The organism is Saprospira sp. CCB-QB6 (assembly GCF_028464065.1).
GTDB lineage: Bacteria > Bacteroidota > Bacteroidia > Chitinophagales > Saprospiraceae > Saprospira.
Genome location: NZ_CP116808.1, coordinates 1,125,020 through 1,140,924 on the forward strand (window position 1 = coordinate 1,125,020; position 15,905 = coordinate 1,140,924).

Genomic DNA, 15,905 nt, shown 5'->3' on the forward strand with positions numbered 1-15,905 from the left:
TTATTTTGATGTTGATTCTGGGGCCTCTATAAAGCTTTGGGGCTCTAGAAAACCAAATTGATAATATCTGAAATAGAGAGATTGCAGGCCGATAAACAGGCGACCATCTTGAAGAGGGTAGCTCAATTCGGGGCAGAGCAATTCGTCCTTGAATTCGTAAGATAGTAACTGTTTTTCTTTTAGCTGTCCTTGGGCATCAATTTGGGCCAGATAGGCCCCTGACTCTCGGCCGTAGAGGCCTCTATTGAAGAGCAAATAGATCTTTCCAGCTTTCTCCCAAAGATAGGGACGTAAAAAGGTAGCCTTAGACTTAGGAAAAGAGTTGTGTTTGAGAATACTTTGTTCCCAAAGTAACTCTCCAGCTTCAGAGAAGCAGAGCACAAAAATATTATGGCTTTTGAAGTTGTGGATGCCGTAGGGTCGTTGTTCGGCCAGTAGGATAAGGCGGCCATCGGCCAGTTGGCGGAAGCTAATACAGTTATAATTGCGTAATTCTGTTTTTTCTTTGATTTTGCTAGCTTTTCGGTGGAGCAACTGACCTTTTAAAGCCTTAGAAAAGGCCTGTTTCTTTTTGGCCAAAACCTGGCTGCGTTCCGCATTGATTTTGATGAGAAAATAGCCGCCTTGTTTATAGTATTTCTTTTGAGAGTAAAAGCCCGTCCAGTAAATATTTCCTTCTGCATCAAAGAGAAGGTCCATTTCATTGTAGAAAAAATCGCCCAATTTGGGACTAAAGCGGACAAATTCTTGAGGTTTTTGGCCTACAAAAAAGACTACGGGATCTGCGGTCACTTTTTTAAGCTGATAAGAGCGTTTTTCTCGAAACTGATCACTGAGAATAGCCACCACTCCTTCGTTGCTGATTTTAAGTTTTTGAATGGCGATCACTCTTTTTCCACTTTGGTTGGGAGAAAGATCCAGTTTGCGTTCCCAAAGCAGATTTAAATCCATATCCAATACTCTAAGGCGAATGCTATTGGTTAGTCCTCGGATATCTTCAATGTCGCCTTCTTCTTCATAGTCATAGAGCAATAATTTACTGCCATCAGGAGAAAGAACAAAATTTCCCCGATAGAGACGCTCTTTCATATCAAAGGGAGGAATTAGGGTAATGCTATCTGGAGTCAATTGAAAACTATCGGGTACAATCTCCTTAGCATAAAGACTCACCTCCTCATAGCGTTTGAGTACTTTATTATCTATATAATAAGAATAGAGTAAGTAGTTTTTGCCATGAATGTGCATAGCGCCTCCATATTTTCGCTTTTTATCGCTCGATATATAACGCCCTTTTAACTTGAGCTGACCATCGTAAATTTCGGTTTCGGCCTTATCGAATTGCTTATTAAAACGCAAGATTTGAAAGCGATCTTCCTCATATTCTAAGAGCGCATAGGTTTTATAACCGCCTAGTCGCTCTTGGCGATCGCCCAAAAACAGACCTTGTGCACCCAAAAATAAAGGGAAAAAACTGATCAATAATAGAAGTATAATTTTATGCATGTATAGATGGTTTGATGTAAAATTACAGACTAAAAAATTAGGTCCAAATGAAATAGATGAAACTTAAAGCTAAGTTGACGGTTTAAATTTATTTCTTATATAACTCCACAGTCCTTTTTATCTAAAACCAAAACGCTATTTTCGATTCATGATCTCATTAATTTTACTCCTAATTATTCTACGCTATTACTGGAGATTAGCAAAAAAAATAGACCAAAACCCTTATTTATGGGCATTTTTAGCTTTTTCTATTTATGCTATTCTAGCTTCTGGCCTCATGTTTCTATTTGTCTATTTACTAGAAGTAGACCTAAATGTCAGCACTAAATCAGAAACGAGTATTAAGCTGATCGCTTCTTTGCTCGCTTTAATCTGGACTTACTTGATGGCCCCTCTTCTACTAAAAAAGAAAGTATCAACTACAAAAGACGACATCTTAGATGCTGGCCTTTAAATTATCATTATGATCATACTCACTATTATCCTTGCGGGCGCCCTAGCCATTGGCAAATGGTATTGGGATAGCGCCGCCGAGCAATCCCTGCCCAAACTCAAATGGCTCCTCATTGGTATGGGCCTATTTATTGGCAGCTATATCTTAATTGGAATAGTTGTCTCCCTAGTTTTTGAGTTCGTTTTTGGCGATTTGGCCATTGGTATACATGAAATTGGCAAAATTCTTATTACCGCCTCTTTTGCTATTAGTGTCTGCAAATGGGGCAACAAACGCTGGCTAGAAAATTATAGCCCTCCCCAAAAATCAGATATCTTAGACGCGGATATCTAAACCATTTTTCTATGCAGTTGACTATTTACTTACTCCTGTTCTTTTTTTTTCTGGCCTTAGTCCTTTACGGACATTACCGCCTCAAAGCTCAAGCTGCTAGACTAAATCCAGAAGTATGGGGCCTAGCTGGCCCCATTCTTTTCTTTGGGCTTAGCCATTATCTCAGCCGGCTCACTATTGCCCTTAGCGAGAGCATCAGTAATGAAAATTTATTTCTGGCCCTCAGTCTGGCAGGCAGCCTCATTAGCTTTGCAGCCATTTTCTTTATGGCCCCTTACCTAATTTCTACGGTCCAAACAACAGCAGAACATGAACGCGATTAGCCCCCATCTCCTCACTTATATCCTCAGCCTGCTCAGCCTATTTTATTATGCTTCTCTTGCCCGTAAACACAGCAAGAATACCTTGCTATGGGCGGCTTTTGGCTTTCTTTTTCAGACGGGCCTCTCTATCCTTTTCATCCTATTCAGTAAGGTATTTTTTGGCCTATTCAAAATCCTTTCTTGGCCCATCAATGATTATTGGGCGATTGGCCTACTCCTTCTCCCCCTAATCGCCTGCGTCCTTAGCCTTAAGCTAACCCCTTCTTTTGTTGCTCCCCAAGCAAAAAGACCCGCTCCTTCCTCCTCCAATTCAGATATTCTAGATGCGGATATTTAGGGGCCCGCGGCCGCCCTTTATAGGGGGCAGCCGCCGCTATGCTGCGCAGCTCGCTGTTCGCTCGGCCCTGCGCCGCCTTAGGCGGCTGGGTCTGGCGCTCTGCGCCACTGCTGCGCAGCGCTGGGCCATTTGGCCCAGCGGGCCAAGGGGGCTTCGCCCCCTACATCCCTAAACCTATCATAAAACACGCCCATGACAACCTACTACATCTATCATAGTACTCTTTTTCTTACGCTTGGCCTCAACTTTTATCTCTACAGAAAGAAAGCCATTCGCCACAATAAAAATCCACTAACTTGGGGCCTTATTGGTCTTCCTATCTACTACTTCTGCGAAGAGCTCTTTGTTCTGCTAGCTGATCTACTATATCGCACGATTAGATTAGGCTACTTCTTTTACCTAGAGCAGTTTTCAATAGAGGGGACCGTAGAGGAAGCAGAACTATTTGGATCCATTTTACTCTATTTTTGCCTAGCCCTTAGCTTCCTTTCCGCCTTATGGCTAAGTTTGCGCATAGGAGAATTCCTTATCCGCCCTAGTAAAAATCAGCCTAATGCCGACAATCAACAGCCCTAGGCCATCTGCCGCTATCGTGTTGGTCCTTGCGCTTTTTGGCCTAAGTTTGGGCCTTTTTTGGTTTCTGCAATATCAAACCGATACCAATAGCTACATCCAAGCAGTAGAAATTATTTTGGGCCAAAAAGATATTGGCCTAGATAGCTCGCACCGCCTCGCCAAATTTTACCCCTTCTACCCTATTGCCCTTTGGGCCAAATTAGGCTTGCCCATTTATTGGGGAATCCTGGGGCAGCAATGGCTCTGCTATTTTCTTTCGGCCTTGGCCCTCTATAAAATTGCAAAATTACTCTATCCCCAGCAAGCCTGGGCCCCTATCCTACTACTTAGCACTAGCCTGATGGCCCCTCCCTACGCTATTTTCTCTACCGTCTGCATGACTGATGGCAGCGGCTGGGCCATGCAGCTTTGGGCCAGCTATTGGGCGTTGAGGCTAATCCAAAAAGCAAGACCTAATTATAGCACCGCCTTTTGGCTGGGCTGTTTTATGGGAGTCGGTATTCTAGTCAAAGAATCTATCCTGATGGCGGGTTTACTTTGGGCCTTGCTCCTCCTCTTTAAAACCAATTTGCTCTGGACCCAAAAATTACGTCTCTACCTAGCTACTGGCAGCGGTTTTCTGCTGCTATTTCTCACTGGCTCCGCTTGGGCCGAATGGCAATTTGGAAAATCACTTTTTAGTTGGTGGCGCTTTGCGCATACCGACCCTATTGAATATACAATTCCAATCATTGGCTATTTCCAGCAATTGGCCAGAACCTTAGATCTCTTATTTTTCCCTTTCGCTTTTGTCCTACTCAGTTACTTTAAAAAACAATTTCAGTATTGGGAATGGGCCATTTTAACTACCGTCGGCCTAGCTTATTTGCTTTTCCCTTTTGCTTGGCCCTACTATATGGACCGCATCCTGATGATGTGCAGCCTCCCTCTTCTATTCTTATATCCTCGACTTTTGCAGTATTTCTCAGGACGAAGTAGTTTTGCCCTACTCTTTCTAGCAGGCAGCAGCAGCCTGTTTATCTGCTACCGCATTTATAAATATGCAGAAAGCGGTTGGTTGCTCTGGGGCTATCTTCTTTTTGCTGCACTCCTATCTATTTTGCTCTTTCCTAAGGTCCGTAACAAACTCCCATAAGCAAAAGCCGACTTTAATTTTTGCTCCACTGGCCGTATCCGCATTTCTTCCATCGGAAAACGCTGTATATGCTGGCTCAATTGCATTTCTTCCTTAATCCCCGCCCCACCAAAACTAAGGTCCAAATTGGCCCGCTCAAAAAAGGCCAACTCTACTTCATGGTCTGTAAAGGGAAAAGCAAAGGCCCGAATAGGCTGCGGCAACCAAGCCGCCAACTGCTGCTGATTTTTCTCTGTCTGAACCAATTGCTCTTCTAAAGAGAGCTTTTTGTATAAAGGATGATTCCAACTATGCCCGCCTATGCTAAAGCCCATAGTTTGCAAGGCTTTCAGCTCTTCTAGCTTTAAATAAGGCTGTTGTTGGACCAAAAAATTATCTACTGAACAGCCCACACGCTCCGCCCAAACCAAAAGCTCATCCTCCTGAGCATAGCCCGCAGAAAAAAGTAAGTCCGCATCTTTTTGGCCCAACTCTTTTCGCTCTTCCAAATGGCTATAAATCAGGGCCGCCAAATGCCTAAACATCAAACGCTTGTTATCGATAAAAGCCCCATTGATAAAAAAAGTAGCTGGAATCCCTAAGCGCAACAAAATAGGCGCAATGATATGATAACAACTACTCAAGCCATCATCAAAACTCAAATGAAAAAATGGCTTTCGAGCTGGGCGCCCCGCTTCAACCCAAGCCAGTACCTCCCCTAAATCAATGGGCTCAAAATGAGCCAAAATCAACTTTAACTCCACCTCAAACTGCTGAGGCGAAATCAAGGGATAAAGGGGCGAAATATGTGGCTGCGGCTCCGCTTCTACCGCATGATAAAAGGGAAAAAACGCTTCTACCTTTGCTTTTTCTTGCCAAAAAGAAAGGGAAAAGGCCTGAGCCAATTGGTCCAGACCTTTTTTCATATTATTCTTCATCCAAGGACCTAAGCCTTGTCTTTGGGCATAGTACATTGGCCATTAAATATTGCTCCTTGTTCAATCTGCAATCGCTCACAATCTATATCTCCCGTCAACTGAGCCGAAGCCTGCAAATACACCAACGACTTGGCCTTTACATTCCCCTTGCTCTCCCCTTCCGAAATGAGCTCCTTACAGTTAATTTGGCCCATCACCTTACTTTTGGGCGCCATTACCAAACGGCCACCACATCTTAGCTCGCCATGCAATTCCCCCTCCAATCGGATATTAGAATTGGTTTCCAAACTCCCCTCGATAATCGTACCCTGCGCCAAAATACAAACCTCTTTGGCCGCAATTGCTTTCTTTTCTTCCATAAAATTGTTTCTAATTAGGCCTTCAAGATAATAACTTCTACTTAATAGGCCAAGTTTTTTCTTTTTTTGGGGCTGCCCCGCCCTTCGGTCGGGTCGGGCTCTCCGCAGCTCGCAGGTCTGCTCGGCCCTGCGCGGGCTTTGCCCGCTGGGTCTGCCGCCTTCGGCGGCCCTGCTCCCATCCCTCAGCCTGCGGCCCTTCGGGCCTGCAAAACGCAGTTGGACCTATTTCAAGCCTCGCTTTTCACAGATCGTATCATAAGCCTCTTGCAAACGCTTAAACTTAGACTCCCCCACTTTCTGAAACGCTTCCCCCAAACTCGCCAAACTATCTGGATGATATTTCTTGACCATCTTCCGATAAGCCGCCTTTAACTGAGCATCTGAAGCCGATGGCGGCAACTCTAAAATCTTATAATGACTATCCATCTCATCATAAAACATCGCTTTGATTGAGACAAAGTCACTATGTGGCAAATCCAACTCTAAACTAATCCGCTTAATAGTATCTACCTCCACCTGATCGATACTATAATCTGCATTGGCAATACCAAAAAGGAAATAAAGCATCTGCAGGCGGGTTTCATAATTGCTACTCAAATAAATTTGTCGACAAATTTTAGAGAGCTCCCAATCTTGCTCCAAAGCAGCACTAAGGATTCCCATATACTCCTGCAAGTTATCTTGCCCAAACTGCTCTACCAAAAACTTCTGAATATAACTCAACTCCAAATCTTCTACCTCTCCATCGGACTTAACAACAGCAGCAGCCAAAATTAGGGAACTGAGGATAAAGTTCGTACTATCATTCGGTTGAGGTAATTGTTTCTTGCGTCTTTTTGGCGCCCCCCCTCCTTTTTGGAGAAACATATCTATAAAAAAGCCAATTCCAAGGCCCAATAAAATACCTATTGGAAAATAAAGCAATCCGCCTAACAGCAGCCCCAAAAGCTTCCCAATATGTTGTTTCAGTAAATTCATCTACGCATTATTTTTTACCCAAGGGCCAGCTTTGCTGTAACCACTCACTACTTTTTTGCCACCATTCTAGCATAGGGTGGTTATTCTCTTCTGTTGTTGACAACTGCTCTAAAATTGGATCCTCAGCTTTAGGCGTTTGTTTTTCACTCAAAATGGCTAAAAATCGAGCAATTTTATCAATAGCTTGTTGGGCTTCGGGCACATAAGCCCAGGCAAACTGCCAAACATGCGGCATACCCTCCCAGAGGTCCACCCAAATTTTGGCCCCAGCTGCGGCGGCTTTTTCGCCTAGGCGGCGGCTATCATCTAAGAGAATTTCGGCAGTACCTACCTGCACCAAAATAGGGGCTGTATCCTTCCAATCGCCAAACAAAGGCGAAACCAAAGGCGAATTGGGAGCCAACTCTCCATAATAAGATTTGGCCCAATCCCCAGCATGTTCAGCCAATAGGATTGGGTCATTTTTTTGGCAACTTTCTAAGCTTTCGCCAGACAAGGTCAAATCGGTCCAAGGAGAGAGCACCACCGCCCCCAAAGGTTGGGGCAAATGGATCTCTTTAAGTTTTAGGAGTAAACTGAGGGCCAAACCACCTCCAGCAGAATCGCCCATCACAAAAATGGATTGAGGAGAATAGCCTTGGTCCAATAAATAGCGGTAAGCCGAAAGCGCGTCATTTAATCCAGCTGGAAAAGGATGTTCCGGCGCCAAGCGATAATTTACACTTAGGGCGGGAATGCCTGACTGATCTACAATTTTGCCCACCAAAGCCCGATGTGCCCTAGCCGATCCCAACACAAAGCCCCCGCCATGTAGGTATAAAATTATCTTGGGGCTATTATTCTCTTTTGGGCGACAAAACTCTGCCGAGCAGTTGGGCAGTTCTATTTCCTCATAATTGAGCTCTTTTGGAGCCGACAAGCGGGCCAAGGCTTTATCGTGTTCTTTTCTCATTCGCTCAATATCATCTAAATAATTGAGGCTCACTTGGCGCATGGCGCGCATAGCGTATTTGACAAAGGTCGATTGTATACTTGGCATAGTTCTGACTTAATTAAACGCGTGATGACCAAAGAAAAGGGGGCGCAAATGGCCCAGCGCTGCGCAGCGGTGGCCGCAGGCCAGACCCAGCGGGCAAAGCCCGCGCAGGGCCGAGCAGACCTGCGAGCCGCGAAGCATAGCGGCGGCCAAGCTAGCCTTTGGCTAGCTGGCCGCGGGCCCCTAAAGAACAAAATAAGGAGCTGCTTTAAGCCTTTGGAAACAGAAAAATAACAAAGATAAAGGAGGAGCAGCTAAAAAATCAGTTATTTTACTTTTTAGGGAATCGTTTCGTTCCCGAACGCATTAAAAAACGCCTAAAAGGGGCAAATTTATTAGTCTGCTGCTGCCAAAAGGTCATTTTTAAATGAGTTCCTCGTATTTTCAGCCTCAACTCCTAATTTAACTGAAGAACTTACTGGGCAGTGCGGCCAGAGGTTTAATTTAATCTAAGATATCTTATGCCAAAATTATTGAAACTTACCATGATGGTCCTATTTCTTTTGCCGCTTAGTTTGGGGGCTCAAGATACTGATGGGCTATACAATGTAAACATGAAATTTTATCATTTGGACCTTGATATAGACATTGACAATCCTAAAATCAAGGGCAAGGTCTATATGGAATTTGTAGCGGTTAAAGACCAGGTAGAAACGCTTTATTTGGACCTTGGCGAGGGGATGGAAATAACAAAAATCGATGGTGCGGCCTCTTTTGAACGAGAAGGGGAGGAAGTCTTGGTTAAGCTATCGAGCCGTCCGTTGCGCAAAGAAGAAAGAGGTAAAATCACGGTGCATTATGAGGGTGTTCCAGAAAATGAGCAGGTTAATGTCGATGGAGAAACCGTAACCAAAGGGTTACTAGTCAAAAACCGTGGAAAGGATAAATTTCAGAGTCGCTTAGTTGCCTTAGCGGCTTATCCTCAGGCGGGTTATCGTTGGTTTCCCTGCCGCAGAGGTATTGGGGACAAGGTAGATTCTGTTTATGTAGATGTGAGCATCCCCGTTCGTTTTAGTACGGCTATGGTACAAGAAAAAGAGCGAAAAATTCCCTATACAGCCATATCTAATGGTGTTTTGGAAGGGACAGAAATTATCGAAGATGGCAAAAAGCGCAAATTTAAATGGCGTCACCGTCATCGTATTGCGCCCCACCACTTGACCATTGCTATTTCTAATTTTGCCAAAATGGAAGTGGAGTACAAAGCCAAAGGCTATAGCTTCCCGATCAACTTTTATATCTTTCCAGAGCATTTGGAAGAAGCCAATGCAACGATCAATCGCTCTAAGGAAATCATGGCTTGTTTGAGCCGCACTTTTGGCCCCTACCCCTATAAAGATGAAGGCTTTAGCGTCATTGAATTGGGCTTGCCTTTAGGTCTAGATGGTATGCCCACCCAAACAGCAGTTTTGGTAGAAGACCTCAAGAGCTTTCATATGTACCAAGTGGTGCACCAAGCAGCCAATATGTGGTTTGGCAACCATATTTCGCCAGAAGCTTGGCAGGATGCCTGGATCACGGAAGCCCTAGCCACCTATGCCGAAGCCACCTGGCAAGAGTATAAGCGTGGACTAAACGTTTACCAAATTATTTTGGACCAAAAGGAATACTACGAAGGCGGAAAACTCTATTTGGATAATATCAATGAGTACTCTCAAGAACGCCTCTCTAAAAAGGGCATGTATGTAATTCACATGCTTCGCGGCATTATGGGCGACGAATATTTTTACGAAACCCTCAAGGGAATTACCGAACTCAAAAGAGGCAAAAGCACCTATTTGAGTACCGAGCGCTTTAGAGAAATTTGCGAATATTACGCTAGTGAAAATGAGCCCAAAGACTTCAAATACTTCTTTGATCAATGGGTATTTGGCGAATATTACCCCACCTATAAAGTAGAGTATGAAAAAAGCCGCAACGGCATCAATCTACGCATCCTACAAGAAAAAGTAGAAGGCCAAGAACAATTCTTTGAAATGCCCGCCCGCCTTCGCTTTACCCTAGAAGATGGCAGCACAGTAGAAAAGGTCGTGCAACTCAAGGCCCAAGCCGATCAAAGTATAGAAGTCGAGCTAGAGCAAAACTTTAATAAACTCGAATTCGATCCCTTCAACTGGATTTTTAAAGACCTACAATATACCCGAGAGATTCTCTCTAGCCGCAGCCCCATCGAAAACATGAGCATTACGACTAGCCAAGGCCGTCGAAAAATTGCCCTTAGCTTCGATAGCCCCAAAAAACAAAATATCGAAATCCAACTCATCCAAAAAGCCAATGGAGTCGATATCCTAGAAGATAAGATACTTCAAAGCCAAGAGCTGAAAAAAATCAAGGGCCAAAAAGAACTGAGCTTCAAATTGCCCGTTCCGCCCAAAAGCCGAGGCGTTTTCGAACTCAAAATTATCGGAAAATCAGATGTCTTTTCTAAGGTCATCCGCGTCACTCAGCTAGAAGAACGCTTTAAATAAAAAAGCACTTTTGCAATACATTCATAAGGCTAGTCCATTTTTGGGCTAGCCTTTTTTTGGGGCCTGCCGCCTTCGGCGGCCGGGCCCCTACAAGGCTCGCAGGCCTGCTCGGCCCTGCGCGGGCTTCGCCCGCTGGGTCTGGCCTGCGGCCACCTTTTTGGGCCCCTAGGCCTGCGGCCCTTCGGGCCTGTAGTGTCCTGAAATTCATATTCAGAATAATTTCAAATCAGAACTTAAAATAAGAAAAAGCACAATTCAACTAATAAAATTTTAAATTAGAGGGCAAACCAATTCTTCATTACAACCTTACAATGTATGCGTATACTTTATGCTTTTGCCGCTGCCTTGCTGCTCTCTAGTTTTGGGCTTCAGGCCCAAACAGGAGCAGGAGACTGGCTAGAACTCAAGTCAGGCAGAGAATTTATTGCTGCTGATCTCAGTAGTTTTAGCAGTCCCCAGCAACAAGATGTTTATCAAGGTAAGCTCTTTCGCTTAGCCAACTTTAGCCAACTCCCCAATGCCAAAGAACGGGCTGCCATGAATGAACAAGGCATTGTATTTTTGGAATACCTGCCTAAAAATACCTACCTACTGGCTATTCCTGCTCGCCTGAATATTCAGGACCTACAAAACTTTGGAATTCGTGGGCTCAAACCCTTAGCTCCCAAACATAAAATGGATGCCCGTTTAGACGAGCGTCCATTTCCTATTTGGGCCATGCAGGGACAGAAACTCAAGCTCTTTGTCCAAATTCATCAAAATATTAACTGGGAACAGTCTTTGGCCCAACTCCAAGCAGAAGGCTACCCCCTACTCTTTGTCAACCCAATGAGTAGAACGCTAGTCACTAGCTTAGCCCCTAGCCAAATTGAAAACTTGGCCAAAAAACCCTTTGTTCGCTACCTAGACCTTCCTTCAGATCCAGGGCAACCCGAATCAGATGATGGACGTAACCTTCACCGCGCCAACCTTATCGATGGCGATTATTATGGTGCCTACGCCTATAATGGAGAAGGCGTAGCTGTCGCTATTAACGATGATGGATTTGTCGGCCCCCATATCGACTTTAAAGGTCGAGCCAACCAACAAGATGTAGCTGGCGATATGACCGGAACACATGGCGATATGACCGTGGGTATTGTTGGTGGAGCAGGAAACCTCAATCCAATCATGCGAGGAATGGCGCCCAATGCCTACCTACACGTGCGCCAATATAATAGCAGCCTCCCTGCTACGGTTGCCCTTCACCAAGATAGCTCCGTTATGGTTTTCTCTAGCTCTTACTCCAACGGATGTAATGCTGGTTATACCACACTTACCCGTACCGTAGACCAAGAAATTTATAATAACCCCAACCTCATCCAAGTTTTCTCTGGCGGAAACAGCAATGGTAGCGACTGTGGCTACGGCGCTGGCAGTCAATGGGGAAACATTACAGGAGGACATAAAATGGGGAAAAATGTTCTAGCAACAGCTAATCTCCATAATGATGATGACCTAGCGACTAGTAGTAGCCGTGGCCCCGCTTCAGACGGTCGGATCAAACCAGATATCGCAGCACATGGTCAAGGCCATGTCTCTACCGACCCAGATAATAGCTATGCCGTTGGTGGTGGAACCTCTGCGGCAGCCCCTGGCATCGCAGGAGTGCTTACTCAACTACATCAAGCTTATCGCAGCATGAATGCAGGCACTGACGCCCCCTCTGCCCTACTCAAAGCAGCTTTGCTCAACTCTGCCAATGATTTGGGTAATGATGGTCCTGACTTTTCTTTTGGTTGGGGTAAGGTTAATGCTTATCGCGCCCTCAAAACCCTAGAAGATAATCGTTATATCAATGGAGCAGTTGGACAAGCAGCTAGCGCAACACATACCATCAACATTCCAGCAAATGTGCGCCGTGCTAAAATTATGATCTACTGGCATGATAAAGAAGCCTCTACTTCTTCTACCTTAGCACTTGTCAATAACCTAGACCTTAGTGTTAATGACCCTAGCAACACGACACACTTCCCTTGGATCCTAGATCCAGCCCCCCTTGCCTCTACCCTAGCTCTCCCTGCAACTAAAGGTGTAGATACCCTTAACAATGTGGAACAAGTGGCTATCGACAACCCTAGCGCAGGAACTTACACGATTAACGTAGCAGGCACAAGCGTTCCTTTTGGTCCTCAAAACTACTATATCGTCTATGAATTCCTAACCGATGAGATTATGCTTACCTATCCCGTTGGTGGCGAAGGCCTTATTCCTGGAACTCAAGACCGAATCCATTGGGATGCCTATGGAACAACAAACAGCTTCAATATTGAGTACAGTGCCGACAATGGCAACGCTTGGAGTACTGTACAAACTAATGTAGCTGGTAGCGCTCGATTTATTGATTGGACCGTTCCCGCTACAGTAACTGGGCAAGGACTTATCCGCATTACAAGAGGAACAAATACAGACCTTAGCGATGCCAATTTTTCTATCCTTGAAACACCTCAAAATATTCGCATCGTAGCCGTTTGTACTTCTGCCAATACCGTCCGCATCAATTGGGATGCCGTAGCTGGCGCCACCGAATACGATGTCTTTGTTCTTGGTGCAACTCATATGGATTCTATTGGCTCTACAGCAACCCTAAGCTTTGATGTTCCCGTAAACAATATCAATGATGATCAGTGGTTCTCTGTTCGGGCTAAAGGTCCCAACGGGCTTAGAGGCCGACGAGCTATTGCCGTGCAAATGCAAGGAGGCAATAGCGGTAATTCAGCCTGTATGATGGATTGTAGCTTGACAGATGACGCTGGAATCAATCAAGTTTTTAGCCCTCAAGCCCTTCAACAAAGTTGTAATGGAGATACACTAGCCGTAGACGTAGAACTAACCAACATCAGTAACCAAGCACAAAGCAATTTTGAAGTCTACTACCAACTAGACAACCAAACTGTTGTTACTGATACCTTTACAGGTACACTAGCCGCCGGTAGCCTCACTAATTTTAGCTTTAGTCAACCTGTAGTCTTAGCCGGCCCCGGCCAATATCAATTTAAGGTATGGACCAATATCCCTGGAGATGGCGCCCGCTGTAATGATACCATTAGTATGACCATTGACTTTAATACAACGATTAGCAGCTTCCCTTATATCGAAGACTTTGAATCAGGCGTCTTCCCTCCAGCAAATTCTTACCTAGAAAATAATGACGCAAGCCTTAGCTGGCGAGAGGATAATGTGACGGGCAGCAATGGCAGCCCTACTACCGCTATTAGAGTCAATAACTTTTCCTATAATGCCGCTGGCGAAGAAGATGTCCTTGGCTTTTTTAGCATGGACCTCACCAATGCCCCCGCTGCCCAACTGAGCTTTGACGTAGCCTATGCCGCATACAGCAGCTCTCTATACGATGGCCTACGCGTAGAAGTCTCTACCGATTGCGGACAAACTTACAGCCAACTCTACTTTAAGGAAAATCTCAACCTAGCTACAGCAGGTACGCAAACTGGGCAATTTAGCCCCTCTGATGCTAGTGACTGGCGCACAGAAATTATTGATCTTGCCCCTTATGTTGGCAATAATGTAGCTTTCCGCTTTGTCAATATTTGTGGCTTTGGCAACGACCTTTTTCTAGATAATATCAACATTAACACAGTCAACAACGTCCCTACAACAGCCTTTAATGTAAATAGCACAACTAGCTGTAGCGGCGCTATCTCTTTTACAGACCAATCTACTAATAGCCCCACTTCTTGGAGCTGGGATTTTGGCGATGGCAATACCTCTAACCAACAAAACCCCAACCACCAATACGCTAGCAATGGTAGCTATACCGTGCAGCTAATTACTAGCAATCAATTGGGAAGCGATACACTTACCCAAACCAACTACATAACCGTTAACTTCCCTAGCGCCCCCTCTGCACCAACTACAGCTAATGGCTGTGTTGGACAAGCTATCGCCCTTAGCGCCTCTAGCACTAACGATATCTGGTGGTCCGACGCAAATGGCAACCTCCTCTTTGAAGGCCAAAATTATAATGCGATCCCCTCAACTACAAGTAGTAGCTATTTGGTCCAAAGTGTAATTACTTCTCCTTCTCAACAAGTTGGCCCTGCTACCCCCACAACTGTAGGCCCTGGTGGATATTTCACGGGTACTCAATACCTCAATTTCGACGCTTCTGGCCCCATTCGCATCGTCTCTGTTTTGGTCGATGCCAATACTGCTGGAAATAGAACAATCGAGCTCTATGATGCCATCAATGGCGGAGGCACCCTCATCCAATCAACTACCGTAAATGTTCCCAGCGGCCAAAGTCGAGTTACACTTAATTTTGTACTACCCGCTGCAGGCACTTACAGCATCGGAGGAACGGCCTTTGATTTCTACAGAAATAGTAGTGGAGCCAACTACCCCTATAGTGTCGCCGGCCTAATTAGCATTACTGGCTCTTCTTTTAACTCCGATTATTACTATTTCTTCTATGATTGGGAGATCCAAGATGCCCCCTGCCGCTCTGCTGCCGTTACGGTAAATGTTTCCGCCGATCAAGCTAACTTTAACCATGACGCAAATGCTAGTACCCTTGCCGTTAACTTCACGGACCAATCCGCTGGAGCCAATAACTGGAACTGGGACTTTGGCGATGGCAATAGCGCTAGCCAACAAAATCCTAGCTATACCTATGCTGCCGCTGGCGTTTATGTCGTTCAACTGACGATTAACGGCAATTGTAGCTTTACCGATACAGTCACTGTCGGACCTACCGCTACCCAAAGCTGGAGCAATGGCACAGATGTTCGCCTCCTCCCCAACCCTAGCCTTGGCCAAAGCCAACTGCAACTCTCTAGCGCACTTAGCCAAAACTTGAGCATCCAACTACTCTCCCTAGATGGCCGCCTCTTGAAAAGCTATGAACTGCCCGCCGGCCAAAACAAACTAGATCTTAATGAAAATCTAGCCCCCGGCTTCTACTTCTTGCGCCTCCAAAAGGCAGAAGAACAACTTACCCTCAAATGGATTATCCAAGACTAATCCCTCCCGATTTTTCTTGATATTCAAACTTAGAGACCTTCTTTTCAGGAGGTCTCTTTTTTTTGGGGCCTGCCGCCTTTGGCGGCCGGGCCCTTGCAGGGCTCGCAGGTCTGCTCGGCCCTTCAGCCCTTCGGGCTTCGGTCTGGCCTGCGGCCACCCTTTCAGGCCCCTAGGCCAAATGGGAACCCTTCGCTTCTGCCCCCCTTTGATAAAAAAAGGCTACTTTAAGCTATTCTCTCTATAGATATATGCCATCCCTATCTTAGGATAACTAGTTTTTGCGCAGATATATACCTTCCCTGCCTTTTGATGACTAGTTTTTGCGCAGATATATGCCTTCCCTGCCTTTTGATCGCTAGTTTTTACGCAGATATATGCCTTCCCTGCCTTTTGATGACTAGTTTTTACGCAGATATATGCCTTCCCTGCCTTTTGATCGCTAGTTTTTGCACAGATATATGCCTTCC

At 45.2% G+C, this 15,905-nt stretch carries 13 protein-coding genes; 8 read left to right on the plus strand and 5 right to left on the minus strand.

The window, feature by feature from the left end:
- A complete protein-coding gene (locus PPO43_RS04315; RefSeq protein WP_272620579.1) occupies positions 1–1,503 on the minus strand; it encodes a hypothetical protein in 1,503 nt (500 codons plus the stop codon).
- A gap of 148 nt (positions 1,504–1,651) precedes the next feature.
- On the opposite strand from PPO43_RS04315, the gene PPO43_RS04320 reads away from it, so the two are divergent.
- From PPO43_RS04320 to PPO43_RS04345, 6 genes are all read left to right on the plus strand, one after another.
- Positions 1,652–1,957: a hypothetical protein gene (locus PPO43_RS04320; protein ID WP_272620580.1), complete on the plus strand. Its 306-nt coding sequence runs from the start codon at positions 1,652–1,654 to the stop codon at positions 1,955–1,957.
- A 9-nt stretch (positions 1,958–1,966) separates the two neighbouring features.
- Complete coding sequence (locus tag PPO43_RS04325; protein ID WP_272620581.1) at positions 1,967–2,290, plus strand: hypothetical protein; 324 nt, start codon at positions 1,967–1,969, stop codon at positions 2,288–2,290.
- 11 nt (positions 2,291–2,301) lie between these two features.
- Positions 2,302–2,613 carry a hypothetical protein gene (locus PPO43_RS04330; RefSeq protein ID WP_272620582.1) on the plus strand — a complete coding sequence of 104 codons (312 nt, stop codon included), beginning with the start codon at positions 2,302–2,304 and terminating at the stop codon, positions 2,611–2,613.
- On the plus strand, positions 2,600–2,950 hold the full coding sequence (locus PPO43_RS04335; protein ID WP_272620583.1) for a hypothetical protein: 351 nt from the start codon (positions 2,600–2,602) through the stop codon (positions 2,948–2,950). Before PPO43_RS04330 ends, PPO43_RS04335 begins: the two co-directional genes overlap by 14 nt.
- Positions 2,951–3,142: 192 nt before the next feature.
- Positions 3,143–3,526, plus strand: a complete 384-nt coding sequence (locus tag PPO43_RS04340) for a hypothetical protein (RefSeq protein ID WP_272620584.1) — start codon at positions 3,143–3,145, stop codon at positions 3,524–3,526.
- On the plus strand, positions 3,504–4,661 hold the full coding sequence (locus tag PPO43_RS04345; protein WP_272620585.1) for a glycosyltransferase family 39 protein: 1,158 nt from the start codon (positions 3,504–3,506) through the stop codon (positions 4,659–4,661). Before PPO43_RS04340 ends, PPO43_RS04345 begins: the two co-directional genes overlap by 23 nt.
- Here PPO43_RS04345 and PPO43_RS04350 read toward each other — a convergent pair.
- The 4 genes from PPO43_RS04350 to PPO43_RS04365 form a co-directional block, all read right to left on the minus strand.
- On the minus strand, positions 4,595–5,614 hold the full coding sequence (locus PPO43_RS04350) for a polysaccharide deacetylase family protein (protein WP_272620586.1): 1,020 nt from the start codon (positions 5,612–5,614) through the stop codon (positions 4,595–4,597). The two genes, PPO43_RS04345 and PPO43_RS04350, sit on opposite strands and share 67 nt — an antisense overlap.
- The gene (locus tag PPO43_RS04355; protein WP_272620587.1) at positions 5,587–5,937 is read right to left on the minus strand and encodes a bactofilin family protein; all 351 of its coding nucleotides are present in this window, start codon (positions 5,935–5,937) and stop codon (positions 5,587–5,589) included. The genes PPO43_RS04350 and PPO43_RS04355 overlap by 28 nt, the downstream gene beginning before the upstream one ends.
- A gap of 222 nt (positions 5,938–6,159) precedes the next feature.
- On the minus strand, positions 6,160–6,915 hold the full coding sequence (locus PPO43_RS04360) for a TerB family tellurite resistance protein (RefSeq protein ID WP_272620588.1): 756 nt from the start codon (positions 6,913–6,915) through the stop codon (positions 6,160–6,162).
- A gap of 7 nt (positions 6,916–6,922) precedes the next feature.
- Positions 6,923–7,954: an alpha/beta hydrolase gene (locus tag PPO43_RS04365; RefSeq protein ID WP_272620589.1), complete on the minus strand. Its 1,032-nt coding sequence runs from the start codon at positions 7,952–7,954 to the stop codon at positions 6,923–6,925.
- 458 nt (positions 7,955–8,412) lie between these two features.
- On the opposite strand from PPO43_RS04365, the gene PPO43_RS04370 reads away from it, so the two are divergent.
- Both PPO43_RS04370 and PPO43_RS04375 read left to right on the plus strand, forming a co-directional pair.
- The gene (locus PPO43_RS04370; protein ID WP_272620590.1) at positions 8,413–10,419 is read left to right on the plus strand and encodes a M1 family aminopeptidase; all 2,007 of its coding nucleotides are present in this window, start codon (positions 8,413–8,415) and stop codon (positions 10,417–10,419) included.
- Between the two features lie 315 nt (positions 10,420–10,734).
- Positions 10,735–15,438, plus strand: coding sequence for a S8 family serine peptidase (locus PPO43_RS04375; RefSeq protein ID WP_272620591.1), 4,704 nt, complete (start codon positions 10,735–10,737; stop codon positions 15,436–15,438).
- The last annotated feature ends 467 nt before the right edge of the window (positions 15,439–15,905 follow it).

Coding starts and splice junctions, on each gene's coding strand:
- PPO43_RS04350 (WP_272620586.1), bottom strand. CDS start 5,614: ATGTACTATGCCCAAAGACAAGGCTTAGGTCCTTGGATGAAGAATAAT.
- PPO43_RS04315 (WP_272620579.1), bottom strand. CDS start 1,503: ATGCATAAAATTATACTTCTATTATTGATCAGTTTTTTCCCTTTATTT.
- PPO43_RS04355 (WP_272620587.1), bottom strand. CDS start 5,937: ATGGAAGAAAAGAAAGCAATTGCGGCCAAAGAGGTTTGTATTTTGGCG.
- PPO43_RS04325 (WP_272620581.1), top strand. CDS start 1,967: ATGATCATACTCACTATTATCCTTGCGGGCGCCCTAGCCATTGGCAAA.
- PPO43_RS04365 (WP_272620589.1), bottom strand. CDS start 7,954: ATGCCAAGTATACAATCGACCTTTGTCAAATACGCTATGCGCGCCATG.
- PPO43_RS04330 (WP_272620582.1), top strand. CDS start 2,302: ATGCAGTTGACTATTTACTTACTCCTGTTCTTTTTTTTTCTGGCCTTA.
- PPO43_RS04360 (WP_272620588.1), bottom strand. CDS start 6,915: ATGAATTTACTGAAACAACATATTGGGAAGCTTTTGGGGCTGCTGTTA.
- PPO43_RS04340 (WP_272620584.1), top strand. CDS start 3,143: ATGACAACCTACTACATCTATCATAGTACTCTTTTTCTTACGCTTGGC.
- PPO43_RS04320 (WP_272620580.1), top strand. CDS start 1,652: ATGATCTCATTAATTTTACTCCTAATTATTCTACGCTATTACTGGAGA.
- PPO43_RS04370 (WP_272620590.1), top strand. CDS start 8,413: ATGCCAAAATTATTGAAACTTACCATGATGGTCCTATTTCTTTTGCCG.
- PPO43_RS04375 (WP_272620591.1), top strand. CDS start 10,735: ATGCGTATACTTTATGCTTTTGCCGCTGCCTTGCTGCTCTCTAGTTTT.
- PPO43_RS04335 (WP_272620583.1), top strand. CDS start 2,600: ATGAACGCGATTAGCCCCCATCTCCTCACTTATATCCTCAGCCTGCTC.
- PPO43_RS04345 (WP_272620585.1), top strand. CDS start 3,504: ATGCCGACAATCAACAGCCCTAGGCCATCTGCCGCTATCGTGTTGGTC.